13 protein-coding genes and 2 pseudogenes are annotated in these 12,606 nt (G+C 38.8%); 14 read left to right on the top strand and 1 reads right to left on the bottom strand.

The window, feature by feature from the left end; translation table 11 throughout:
• Positions 1-288: 288 nt before the first annotated feature.
• From DXB52_RS17460 to DXB52_RS13410, 11 genes and pseudogenes are all read left to right on the top strand, one after another.
• Positions 289-444, top strand: a pseudogene (locus DXB52_RS17460) (DUF6788 family protein); the annotation flags it as partial.
• Between the two features lie 63 nt (positions 445-507).
• Positions 508-939 carry a hypothetical protein gene (locus DXB52_RS13455; RefSeq protein WP_207661763.1) on the top strand — a complete coding sequence of 144 codons (432 nt, stop codon included), beginning with the start codon at positions 508-510 and terminating at the stop codon, positions 937-939.
• A 227-nt stretch (positions 940-1,166) separates the two neighbouring features.
• Positions 1,167-2,349 (top strand): annotated as a pseudogene (locus tag DXB52_RS13450) (ABC transporter substrate-binding protein).
• A gap of 303 nt (positions 2,350-2,652) precedes the next feature.
• Positions 2,653-3,414: a type I 3-dehydroquinate dehydratase gene (aroD, locus tag DXB52_RS13445; RefSeq protein ID WP_147343376.1), complete on the top strand. Its 762-nt coding sequence runs from the start codon at positions 2,653-2,655 to the stop codon at positions 3,412-3,414.
• 222 nt (positions 3,415-3,636) lie between these two features.
• Positions 3,637-4,521 carry a branched-chain amino acid ABC transporter permease gene (locus DXB52_RS13440; RefSeq protein WP_118107749.1) on the top strand — a complete coding sequence of 295 codons (885 nt, stop codon included), beginning with the start codon at positions 3,637-3,639 and terminating at the stop codon, positions 4,519-4,521.
• A gap of 12 nt (positions 4,522-4,533) precedes the next feature.
• The gene (locus tag DXB52_RS13435; RefSeq protein ID WP_117875253.1) at positions 4,534-5,586 is read left to right on the top strand and encodes a branched-chain amino acid ABC transporter permease; all 1,053 of its coding nucleotides are present in this window, start codon (positions 4,534-4,536) and stop codon (positions 5,584-5,586) included.
• 6 nt (positions 5,587-5,592) lie between these two features.
• Complete coding sequence (locus tag DXB52_RS13430; protein ID WP_117542384.1) at positions 5,593-6,354, top strand: ABC transporter ATP-binding protein; 762 nt, start codon at positions 5,593-5,595, stop codon at positions 6,352-6,354.
• Positions 6,355-6,367: 13 nt separating this feature from the next.
• Positions 6,368-7,078, top strand: coding sequence for an ABC transporter ATP-binding protein (locus DXB52_RS13425; RefSeq protein WP_015528709.1), 711 nt, complete (start codon positions 6,368-6,370; stop codon positions 7,076-7,078).
• A gap of 12 nt (positions 7,079-7,090) precedes the next feature.
• Positions 7,091-7,717 (top strand): cytidylate kinase-like family protein, encoded by a 627-nt coding sequence (locus DXB52_RS13420; RefSeq protein WP_330677492.1) that lies wholly within the window; start codon positions 7,091-7,093, stop codon positions 7,715-7,717.
• 379 nt (positions 7,718-8,096) lie between these two features.
• Positions 8,097-8,783, top strand: a complete 687-nt coding sequence (locus DXB52_RS13415; protein ID WP_118107747.1) for a hypothetical protein — start codon at positions 8,097-8,099, stop codon at positions 8,781-8,783.
• Between the two features lie 39 nt (positions 8,784-8,822).
• Positions 8,823-9,416: a 5-formyltetrahydrofolate cyclo-ligase gene (locus tag DXB52_RS13410; protein WP_472520234.1), complete on the top strand. Its 594-nt coding sequence runs from the start codon at positions 8,823-8,825 to the stop codon at positions 9,414-9,416.
• Positions 9,417-9,464: 48 nt separating this feature from the next.
• On the opposite strand, the gene lepB is transcribed toward DXB52_RS13410, so the two are convergent.
• The gene (gene lepB, locus DXB52_RS13405; protein ID WP_117570092.1) at positions 9,465-10,028 is read right to left on the bottom strand and encodes a signal peptidase I; all 564 of its coding nucleotides are present in this window, start codon (positions 10,026-10,028) and stop codon (positions 9,465-9,467) included.
• Positions 10,029-10,412: 384 nt separating this feature from the next.
• On the opposite strand from lepB, the gene DXB52_RS16225 reads away from it, so the two are divergent.
• The 3 genes from DXB52_RS16225 (at position 10,413) to DXB52_RS13395 (ending at position 12,332) form a co-directional block, all read left to right on the top strand.
• Complete coding sequence (locus tag DXB52_RS16225; RefSeq protein WP_181966494.1) at positions 10,413-10,550, top strand: hypothetical protein; 138 nt, start codon at positions 10,413-10,415, stop codon at positions 10,548-10,550.
• A 222-nt stretch (positions 10,551-10,772) separates the two neighbouring features.
• Positions 10,773-11,108, top strand: coding sequence for a DUF3784 domain-containing protein (locus DXB52_RS13400; RefSeq protein ID WP_117542381.1), 336 nt, complete (start codon positions 10,773-10,775; stop codon positions 11,106-11,108).
• A 213-nt stretch (positions 11,109-11,321) separates the two neighbouring features.
• Positions 11,322-12,332: a helix-turn-helix domain-containing protein gene (locus DXB52_RS13395; RefSeq protein WP_117542380.1), complete on the top strand. Its 1,011-nt coding sequence runs from the start codon at positions 11,322-11,324 to the stop codon at positions 12,330-12,332.
• Positions 12,333-12,606: the final 274 nt, after the last annotated feature.

Raw genomic sequence — 12,606 nt, 5'->3', positions numbered from 1 at the left:
GAGGTAGATAGGGCAGAGGTGGAAGTGTGGTAACACATGGAGCTGACTGTTACTAATAGGTCGAGGGCATAACCAAAGCAGTGATAGGTTGGATGATGATGTTGGTTTTACTGTATGTAGTTTTGAAGGTACATGATATATAGATAGGAATGAGAAGCAGTGCGAAAGCGCTGTTTTTTTCTTTGCAAAATTAAGTAACCTACACATGTTGAAAAGAATAAAATATAGGTTACAATAATAATGGGTGATGAACTATGGAGATACAACAAACTTACAGAATGTTAAAATATCAAGAAGCACTTTATAAAAAGGAGTTGGATATTAAGAAAAAAAGAATTACAAGAAATTTCTACGGAAAAGCAAAACATTACAATAAAGAAAATTCATGGCGAATTATATTATTATGCACAACAACGTAAAGATGGAAAGGTCAAAAGCAGATATCTGTCTCCAGTTATTCCGGGAAAGATAGCAGATATAGAAAATATTCAGTTAAGAATTGAGCATTTGTCAAATGAGATACAAGACTTAGAATGGGATATTATGACTGCAAGTAAGATGATAGCGTGCTATGAGAAGAGGACTAAAAAAGAAAATTTCATGGATGAATTTACTTTTGAAGTATACTGGAAAGATGAAATTACGGCCAGAGTATATGTGAAAAAGAAAAATGTTATTGTATCACGCTTTTCAGACAATCCAGGGCGACAATTATTTGCAGAGAAGAAGATGACTCGTTATCAGTTAGGCAAGATCTTAGAATTAAGATGCTTTGAAAAAGGCAGGCCTGATATTGATGAAATCTTAAAACATCTGGGACTTAAAGAGTATAATCCATATGAAATAGTACGAAAGACACATGGTGTCAGTCATAATGATTTTATATGGTTTCGCTTTCCGGGAGAAAATATCACAAGCAAAGATGTATTGGTAAGGTGAAGATATGTTTAGTGAAAATTTTTCCATAGAACGAAATGTATTAAGATATCAGATTGATAGATACAACAAACTTGATGTATTTTAACATCACTTGACCATATTTAACGAATATAGCTAAAAAACAGATTGTACTCTGTTTCTTGCTTGACAAATCACTCCTTCGCGGTCTAATATATGACTCATAAAGAATATCAATTCGTTTTGAGGAGGAGATTATTATTATGAAGATGTGGAAAAAAGCAGCAAGTGTAATGCTTGCATCAGCTATGGTAGTATCATTAGCAGCATGTGGAAGTTCAGGAAATAAGAGCGGAGGCTCATCCGATTCTGACACTTTTAAAATTGGTGGTATCGGACCTACAACAGGAGATGCAGCAATCTACGGACAGCTGTAAAGAATGGTATTCAGCTTGCAGTAGATGAGATCAACGCAGCAGGCGGAATCAATGGAAAGCAGATCGAATATAAGTTTGAAGACGATCAGGCAGATTCAGAAAAATCTGTAAATGCTTACAATACTCTGAAAGACTGGGGAATGCAGGCACTGATCGGAACAACAACTTCTACACCTTGTACAGCAGTTGTTGAGGAGACTCATTCAGATAACATGTTCCAGCTGACACCATCTGCTACAGCAGTAGACAGTATCCAGTATGACAATGCATTCCGTATGTGTTTCTCAGATCCTAACCAGGGTAGCGCATCAGCAGATTACATTGCAGAGAACAAGCTTGCAACAAAAGTAGCAATCATTTATAACAGCTCTGACACATATTCATCAGGAATTTATCAGACATTTGCGACAGAGGCAAAGGCAAAAGGCCTTGATGTTGTAGCAGCAGAAGCATTTACAGCAGATAACAAGACAGACTTCTCTGTACAGATCCAGAAAGCAAAAGATGCAGGTGCTGAACTTGTATTCCTTCCAATTTACTATCAGGAAGCTTCTCTGATTCTTGCTCAGGCAAACAAAGCAGGATTTACACCGAAGTGGTTCGGATGTGACGGTATGGACGGTATCCTTGATCTTGATGGATTTGACGCAAGTCTTGCAGAAGACTTAATGTTCCTTACACCATTTACAGCAAATGCTACAGACGAAGCAACACAGAAATTCGTTGCTGATTACAAAGAAGCATTTGGAGACACACCGATTCAGTCGCAGCAGATGCTTATGACTGTGTATACGTAATCAAAGCAGCAGCTGAGAAAGAAGATGTTACACCGGATAAGAGCGTATCAGATATCTGTGACGCACTTAAAAAAGGTATGACAGAGATCACATATGATGGACTTACTGGAAAGAGCATCACATGGTCAGAGGATGGAGAGCCTACAAAAGAGCCTACAGTAGTTGTTGTTAAGAGTGGAGAGTATCAGGTACTTCAGGCAGAAGATGCTGCTGAATAATTGATCTATCAAATTCATTTAGAAAAATACAGAGAGCAGCAACACTCTTTGTAGATACATTAAAAGAATAGGAGAAGTCCCCCCGACAGACATCGTTTCTGCCGGGGGACTTCTTTTAGGAGCAGTGTTAGTCATTTGATTTACAAGATGTTTTTCCGTTGGTGTGGCCATAGTTTCAAGCTTGTGAATTTTCTATAGCATGCTGTTCTATCTTTGTGCTATTATTTATATTATACTTTTTATAAATGTAAGATATGGTGTGCTTCTGAAGAATTCGGAAGAAGCTTAAGAAAGGGAAAAATCATGAATACAGTAAAAGTAAGAAATATTGAAATTGGCGCTGGAATCCCGAAAATCTGTGTACCTATTGTTGGCGTAACAAGAGAAGAGATTCTTGCAGCAGCCGAGAATATCAAGTCAACAAAGGCTGATGTTGTTGAGTGGCGTGTTGACTGGTATGAAAATATCTTTGATTTTACAAAGACAGAGGCGACAATGCAGGCACTTCGTGAGGTGCTTGGGGAGATGCCGATCCTTTTCACATTCCGCACATCCAAAGAAGGTGGAGAGAAAGCAATCGAGACAGAGGCTTATGTTGAACTGAATCAGAATGCGGCGAAGACAGGACTTGTTGATTTGGTAGATGTTGAAGCATTTACAGGAGATGATGTAGTGAAGGCTGTTGTTGAGATAGCACATGAAAACGGAGTAAAAGTGATCGCTTCTAACCATGACTTCCATAAAACTCCGGCAAAAGAGGAAATCGTATCCCGTTTAAGAAAAATGCAGGATCTTGGAGCAGATATTCCGAAGATCGCTGTGATGCCACAGAATAAGAAAGATGTTCTTACACTTCTTGCAGCGACAGAAGAGATGGCAAGCGAGTATGCGGATCGTCCGATCATTACAATGTCTATGTCAGGAACAGGTGTGATCAGCCGTCTCTGTGGAGAAGTCTTTGGTTCTGCACTGACATTTGGAGCAGTTGGGAAAGTATCTGCACCGGGACAGATGAGGATTGAAGATCTGACAACAGTACTTGGATTATTTCATAAAAGTCTGTAAATAAGAATCCGCGAAAGAAGAAAAAGACAGTATTTTTAGGTATAGATAGAAAAAACGGAAAATGTTGTCTTTTTTCTTGCAAAAGTCAAAAAATAACACAGGAAAACAGAGCGGATTCTGTTTTTTGTATTGATACGAGAAAATAATTATGCTATAATCAATTCAATTTAAAAGGTTAAAGTAGTACCTTACAAAAATATAAAAAGGATGAGAGGGACGGATATGAGCTTTATTTCATATTTAGTAAATGGACTAAGTCTTGGCAGTGTCTATGCGTTGATCGCGCTTGGATACACAATGGTATATGGAATCGCCAAGATGTTGAACTTTGCACATGGTGATGTGATCATGATCGGTGCATATGTAGCTTTGATCACAATGAAGCAGGCAGGACTTCCTACCTGGGTGGCAATCCTGATTTCAATCATTGCCTGTACAGTACTTGGTGTTCTGATGGAGCGTGTAGCGTATAAGCCACTTCGTAATGCAACATCTTCACTTGCCGTACTGATCACAGCGATCGGTGTCAGTTATCTGCTTCAGAATGTAGCACTTCTGATCTTCGGTGCGAATGCACAGACATTCCCATCAGTGATCAAGTGGAGCGGACTTTCACTTGCAGATGGCAAGCTGAATATTGCAGGAGAGACAATTGTTACGATCGTAGTTTGTGTGGTTATTATGATCGCATTGATCACATTTGTTCAGAAGACAAAACCAGGACAGGCGATGCGTGCAGTATCAGAGGATAGAGGCGCAGCGCAATTAATGGGTATCAATGTAAATGCAACAATTGCTCTTACATTTGCGATTGGTTCCGGACTTGCAGCAGTAGCCGGTGTGCTTCTGTGTTCTACCTACCCGAGCCTGACACCATACACAGGTGCGATGCCGGGTATCAAAGCATTCGTTGCAGCAGTATTTGGAGGAATCGGTTCTATTCCGGGTGCATTTATCGGAGGAATTCTTTTGGGAATCATCGAGATACTCAGTAAGGCATACATTTCTTCCCAGCTTGCAGATGCGATCGTGTTCGCAGTTCTGATTGTTGTGTTGCTTGTGAAGCCTACAGGACTTCTGGGCAAGAAGATTCAGGAGAAAGTGTAGGTGGATGGAATTATGTTGAAGAATATGAATAAAACAAAGAAAAGTAATCTCATCACTTATGCGATCGTGATTGTAGCTTTCGTAGTGATGCAGACTTTGAGTAGTACAGGAAGTATTTCCAGTCTTCTGACAGGACTTCTTGTTCCGCTTTGTACATATATTATCCTGGCGGTTTCTCTGAACCTTGTAGTAGGTATTCTTGGAGAACTTAGTTTGGGGCATGCCGGATTTATGTGTGCGGGAGCATTTTCCAGTGCATTTTTCTCAAAATGTATGAGAGATGTGATCGAGAATTCGATTGTACGATTTCTGCTTGCACTTTTGATCGGTGTTGTAGTGGCAGCAATCTTCGGTGTTATCATCGGAATCCCGGTACTTCGTCTGAAAGGCGATTACCTTGCAATCGTTACACTTGCATTCGGTGAGATCATTAAGAACCTTGTAAATGTTCTTTATATTGGAAAGGATTCCAAAGGATTTCATTTTGCAACAAAGGACGTTATGGCACTTGACATGGATCCGGACGGAACAGTTATCCTGAACGGTCCTCAGGGAATCACAGGAACTCCGAAGGATTCAACATTCCTGATCGGATTTATCCTGATCATGGTGACATTATTTATCGTACTGAATCTGGTTAATTCCAGAGACGGACGTGCGATCATGGCAATTCGTGATAATGTAATTGCAGCTGAGTCTATCGGAATCAATGTTACAAAATATAAACTCATGGCATTTACAATTTCAGCAGCTATGGCCGGTGCAGCAGGAGTTCTGTATGCACACAACCTGTCAACACTGACAGCAAATACAAACAACTTTGGATACAATATGTCCATCACGATTCTTGTCTTTGTAGTACTCGGTGGAATCGGAAATATCCGTGGATCTATTATTGCAGCAGTTATCCTGACACTCCTTCCGGAGCTTCTCCGTGGACTGTCTGATTACCGTATGTTGATCTATGCGATCGTTCTGATCATCATGATGCTCTTTAACTGGGCACCAAAGGCAATCGAGTGGAGAGAGAAGTATTTTCATTTTGGAAAGAAAAAGGAGGCTTAAGTAAGAATGAGTACATTATTAGATGTAAAAAATCTTGGAATCTCTTTCGGTGGTCTCCGTGCGGTAAATGACTTTGACCTTAAGATTCAGAAAGAGGAACTTTACGGATTGATCGGACCGAACGGTGCCGGTAAGACAACTGTATTCAACCTTCTGACTGGTGTATACAAACCGGATTCCGGAAAGGTTCTTTTGGACGGAAAGGATCTTACAGGAAAGAAAAATATTGAGATCAGTAAGGCCGGAATTGCAAGAACATTCCAGAACATCCGTCTTTTCAAAGAACTGACTGTTCTTGATAATGTTAAAGTAGGACTTCACAATCATCATCATTACTCAACGATTGAAGGGATTTTAAGACTTCCGAATTATCGTAAGGTAGAAAAAGAGATGGATGAAAAGGCGATGGAGCTTCTGAAGGTATTCGATCTTGAGAAGTTTGCGTCATATAAGGCTGCAAACCTTCCTTACGGACAGCAGAGAAAACTGGAGATTGCCAGAGCACTTGCGACGGATCCAAAGCTTCTTCTTCTGGATGAGCCGGCAGCAGGAATGAACCCGAACGAGACAGGAGAACTGATGGATATGATCCGTTTCGTAAGAGATGAGTTCCATATGACAATCCTTCTGATCGAACATGATATGAAACTGGTAAGTGGTATCTGCGAGGAGCTGACAGTACTCAACTTCGGTGAAGTACTTGCACAGGGCAAGACAACAGATGTACTGAATGATCCTCAGGTAATCAAGGCATATCTGGGAGAATAGGGGGGAGATAACAATGGCAATGCTTGAAGTCAAAGACTTAGAAGTATATTATGGAATGATCCAGGCAATCAAAGGCATTTCCTTTGAGGTAAATCAGGGAGAGGTTATTGCACTGATCGGCGCAAACGGAGCCGGAAAGACAACAACACTTCATACAATCACAGGACTTCTTTCTCCAAAGAAAGGTTCTGTTATGTTTGAAGGAACTGATATCACAAAGATTCCGGCGCATAAGATCGTGTCTATGGGAATGGCTCACGTTCCGGAAGGACGAAGAGTTTTCGCTGAACTGAGTGTTTATGAAAACCTGAAAATGGGCGCCTATACAAGAAAAGATAAAAATGAGATCGAAGAGAGTCTTGCAAATGTTTATAAGAGATTCCCACGTCTGGAAGAGAGAAGAAATCAGATGGCCGGAACACTCAGTGGTGGAGAGCAGCAGATGCTTGCCATGGGACGTGCATTGATGTCTAAACCGAAGATTATTCTGATGGATGAGCCTTCTATGGGACTTTCTCCAATCTTTGTAAATGAGATTTTTGATATTATCCAGGCAGTAAGTGAGAGTGGAACAACAGTACTTCTTGTAGAACAGAATGCAAAGAAAGCTCTTTCTATCGCAGATCGCGCCTATGTTCTTGAGACTGGTAAGATCACAATGTCAGGAAATGCAAAAGACCTGCTGGAAGATGAAGCAGTTAAGAAAGCATATTTAGGAGAATAGGAGGCGATTCGGGTGAGCAGCAATATTGTAATTACAATGGCGAGACAGTATGGAAGCGGTGGTAAGACAATCGGAGCTATGCTTGCAAAAGAGCTTGGAATCAACTGTTATAGCAGAGAAATCTTGCGTATGGCATCCGAGGAAAGCGGAATTAACGAGAGACTCTTCGGTATGAGTGATGAGAAGATGAAAGGAGCCGGCTGGTTCAAGATCCTCAGTCGTCCATACGATGGAGAACTTCTTTCACCGGAAGAAAAAGGCTTTGTTTCAGAAGAAAATATTTTCAACTATCAGGCAAAGATCATCAAAGATCTTGCTGAGAAAGAATCCTGCGTAATCATTGGAAGATGTGCAGATTATGTTCTGAAAGACAATCCGAATGTTGTCAGTGTGTTTGTTCATGCAGATGAGAAATTCTGTCTTGATCGTGCAATGGAGCGTAACAGCATGACAGAAAAAGAAATGAAGAAATACATCGAGAAGACGGATAAGTTTCGCGGTGATTTCTATCGTTACCATACAGGACACGAGTGGGCAGATGCAAGAAACTATGACTTGTGCCTGAACAGCGGAAAACTTGGATTCCAGAAATGCGTGGAAGAAATCAAAGCATATATCAAGATCAGATTTGATCTGTAAATGAAAGAGAAAGCAGACAAAAGAAACAAGTCTGCAAGGAGAAAGAGATGCGATTACGTATCTCTTTCTTGCTATCTGAAAAGTGTTGCATGCATGCGACTTTCGTTCTTCCATCTGAAAAGCGTTGCATACAGGCGACATCATTCTACAAAATGTGAACTGATATCATGCTATACTGTGACAGAAATAAACTAAGTGTAACTGTTCAGAGCCAACCTCCAAAATGCTACGCATTTCGTCGGTGTGGCGTATCCGCCAAATAAAATTTCAAAAACAGTTTTAAAAATGCAAGCATTTTATACCTGTTTTTGAAATTTTGCTTGGCTCTGAACAGTTACAAATAAGTTATTCAAATTACAGTTAGAAAAGGAGTAAAGTGATGTCAGGAAAAAAAGAAAAGAAGTATTTTATAGTCGGAATTATAATGGTTGCAATTATTGTCGCAGCAACAGCAACAATAATCTATTGTTACATAAACCGTTTTGATCCACAGGAATATGTACAGGCATTTTTAGATGTATCTTATAAGCAGAAAACAGAATCCTATATAAAACAGACCGGCATTTCCGAGAAAGAAGCAAAACAGATTTTCGAAGATAATCTGGATTATACAATAGAAAAATTTCCGGAGCATGTAATGACGGATGAGATGGCAGGAGAATATAGAGAACTGTTTGCAGATCTTGCAAAGAAGACATCTTATACTGTAGGAGAAGCAACCAGGGAAGAAAATGGAACTTATCAGGTTGTTCTTACAGTGAAACCAATCACATTGCTGAAGGATACTTATGCTGAATTTCAGGAGAAGGCACAGGAATATGCTACAAAAGTTTCAAACGATGTGATGAATGGACAGGCTATGCCAGAAGAAACACAGATGCAGACAGAAATCTATCAGATCTATTATGAGGTTCTAAGTCAGACGGCAAAGAAAGGGTTGAATTACGGAAAACCAAATAAAATTGTTCTTCATGTAGAAAAAGATAAAGAGGGAAAATATGGGATCAGAAAAGCAGACATGCAAAATCTGGATCACCTGTTGATTGAATCTGTCGAAGAAGAATAGTGTGAAGAAAACGGTTAAACAAGACAAACAGAGAAAAGAGTGGAAGAATTGGAAAGAAAAACAGAAGAGAAGATAATTCGAAAGAAAGAATTAAGAAGAAAAATAAAAGAAAAACTTTCTTTTACAACAGAAAAATACAGAAAAGAAGCAGACAGAAAAATTACAGAAAGCATTTTGAAACTGGAAGAATATCAGAGTGCAGGCTGCGTGTTCTGTTATGTAAGCACCGGAAAAGAAATGGATACATTTTCTGTATTGCAGGCGATTCTTCAATCAGGAAAACGTCTTGGAGTGCCAAAGTGTATGGAAAAAGGAATTATGAACGTATACGAAATCCATTCATTACAAGAGTTACATCCAGGTGCATATGGAATCCTTGAACCAAAAGAAGCCCCGGAAAGATTGATTCAGCCGGAAGCAATTGATTTTGCTTTCATTCCATGTATCAGTTGCGATAGAAGCGGAAGACGCCTTGGTCACGGAGGTGGATATTACGACAGATATCTGGAAAAGACGCATTGTGTGAAAGCAGCGCTTTGCAGGGAGGAACTGCTTGTAGACGAAATTCCGGTGGAGGAACATGATCTGCGGATGGATTTTGTGATTTCTGAAAAAGGTTGTTATAAGATGTAAATAGTAAGGGCAGATTTAACTCGTATGAGTCAGATCTGCCCTTGAAAATTATTTAATTGTTTTCATTTTTGTAATTGGCCAGTAACGAAAGACTGCTTTCCCAAGAATCTTATCTTTGGATACATATGGATTAATCCAGTAGCGGGAATCTTTCGAATCATTTCTATTATCTCCCATCACAAAATAGCATCCTTCCGGTACGGTATAAGGACCATAATTTCCGACCATGTATTCTTTCGTCTCTACATCTTCGAGCGGTTCAGAAGAGCCATCAATGTAGATGTGACCGTCACGGATCTCCACGGTTTCACCAGGCAGTCCGATGATACGCTTGATAAAAAGCTGGCTTTCATCATCAGGATACTTAAAAATGATTACATCATAACGCTCAGGATCCTTGGTTAAATAAGAAAGCCGGTTACCAACCACACGATCTCCGGTCATGATGGTGTTTTCCATTGAACCGGAAGGGATCTGTGCATTGACGATTAGAAAATTATCAACAAATAAAGCAATAGCAACAGCTGCTAAAATGGCGATCAGCCATTGGAAAAGTTCTTTCGCAGTAGAGTCCTTCTCCTTTGCAGCAGGTTCTTTCGATGTAGATAACATATAAACTCCCCATTTCTGATATTCTTGTTCTTATTCTGAAAGATATCTTGTCTGTGTTAATCAGTATCATGACCGATGCAAAAACGAATCACAATAGAACAGTTACAATCATAACATATCTGGGAGAATGTGGCAAATGTGGGGAAATGAAAATTCTATAAAATCAGATTGCTCCTATGTCAAATGATGACAAAGATAAATGTGTTCAAAACTTCATAAAAGAAGTATAAACAATTCTAAAATAAGCGGTAAATGCACTGACAAAAAGAAAATCATCTGATAAAATACAGCCATGTCAGAAAAGAATAATATGGCATGGGTATATATAGCAGAAATGCAGATCATTTACTTATGATAGGAGACCTGAATAGGAGGTAGAACAGTATGACAATAGAACAATATTATAGATGGATCAATACAAAAGCAGGGAAGAAGATCAAAGATTTTATGAATCGTCTGATCCCGGGACTGATGCCAGAACCAGTACCGGTCAGAGTGCCGGTTAGACAGGCAGATAGTTAATATGAAATGTGTGATAGAGCGTATGGAAATAATCTATACGTTCTATTTTTTTGTCTTTTTTGAAAAAAGTGATTAAAAAACTATAGCTGGGCGAAGTGACTTGACTAAGTAAATTGAAATAGAAATATGACTGATTGTGTGATATGATTTGAATGACAAATGATGCCGATAATTCCAGTTTTTGAAATTGAGAAATTGGTATTTTAAGAGGAGGTATGTATTATGAATATAGGATTTTGGTCATGTATATTTTTGGTTATACCATTTGTAATTATAGGTGTGTTATTTGCGATTTTTAAGGAAAAAGCAGCTAAATTTGTTTCAGGATTTAATTCATTTTCTAAAGAAGAACAGGCAATGTATGATAAAGCTCAGATCTCTCGTGATATAAGAAATCAGTGCTTCATATGGACTGTTATAATGTTGGCAGGAGCAATATTATCCTGCTTTTTAACTCCATATATGGCTATACCAACCTATATTATTTGGTTAGTTCTGTTTTTTAGAGAAGTCCACTTTGATAATCATAAAGCGTTTAAAAAATATTTATTAAAATAAATTATTGTTTGCAGGAGATGCTTATTTATGAAAAAAGGAATAAACAAATACAGATGATAAATAATTTCCTGCTTGTATTGCTGGAAAATCGGGATTCATAGAGTCCTTTTGTGATTTGCAACTGCTGGTTGACAGATTTACAGCCTGAAATGGTGGAATGCAAACAGCAAAACTGTTATATTTAGCTCATAAAATCTGCAAAAGGAGGAAAAAATGATTTTAGCTGATAAGATTACAGAGGAAAGAAAAAAGAATGGATGGTCACAGGAAGAACTAGCCAATCAGTTGGGCGTATCCAGACAGGCAGTATCTAAGTGGGAAAGTGCAGGAGCTGTTCCAGATTTGCAAAGAATTTTACAGATGTCGGAGCTATTTGGTGTTAGTACAGATTACCTATTAAAAGATGAAATGCAAGCAGAAAATATCACCTATCACGAAAGTACTGAAAGCTATGCAGAACCGTTGAAAAAAGTAACTATGGAGAATGCAAATGAATTTCTTGACATGAAAAGAAATGGATCCAAAGTAGTGGCAAACGCAGCAAGTATGTGTATCTTAAGTCCAATATTATTGATTGTTCTTGTGACAATGGCAGAAGATAGCGTATTTCATGTTTCGGAATCTCTGGCAACAGTATTTGGATGTGTTTTTTTGCTTGGAATGGTTGCGGCAGCCGTCTTTTTGTTTATTACATATGGAATGCGTGAATCACATATGGAACATTTTGAAAAAGAATGCTTTGAAACAGAGTATGGTGTATCTGGAATGGTACGAGAAAAAAAAGATTCCTATGAACCAATTTTTATCAGAGGAACAGCTGCTGGGGTAGTGCTTTGTATACTGGCAGTGATTCCGACAATTATTGCCGGGTCTATGGAAGCGTCCGACTATTACTGTGGTCTTTCCGTCGGATTACTGCTATTCATACTTGCAATAGGAGTGAATCTGTTGGTTCGTGTTGGGATGGTAAAAAGCAGTTACGATACCCTTCTTCAGGAAGGCGAATATACAAAAGAAGAAAAACTGTTTAAGAAAAAGACTGACACGTTTTCTGGTGTATATTGGTGCTTGACTACAGCGATTTACCTTGCATGGAGCTTCTGGACGATGAGCTGGGATATTACATGGATTGTATGGCCGGTTGCTGGTGTTTTGTTTGCAGCATTGCTTGGTGTGGTGAAAATGGTGTTAAAGAATGGCAGTGAAACTCAGCACTATATTTAAGATGGAGTTAAGTTTATTTTCCGCATATTATACTCATCCAGAAATTCAAGTTGATATTGCACTTATTTTAGGAAATTTAAATAACTGTTATATTTGATTATCAAATTCTTCGCAAACCCTTGAAAATACTAAGTTTGTAGCAAGTGAGCTTTCCCTTACTCTTTCCTTTGTGTTATATTCTCCCATTAGCTTTCATGAATTCTTAATATGGGAAAAAATAAGGGAAAGAAAATTTCATAACACAGTATAACAATAACGACATGGTGAACTGATT

The sequence above is a fragment of the Ruminococcus sp. OM04-4AA genome, assembly GCF_003462585.1.
Classification (GTDB): domain Bacteria; phylum Bacillota; class Clostridia; order Lachnospirales; family Lachnospiraceae; genus Mediterraneibacter; species Mediterraneibacter faecis.
This window is presented reverse-complemented; position numbering and strand designations above follow the sequence as displayed.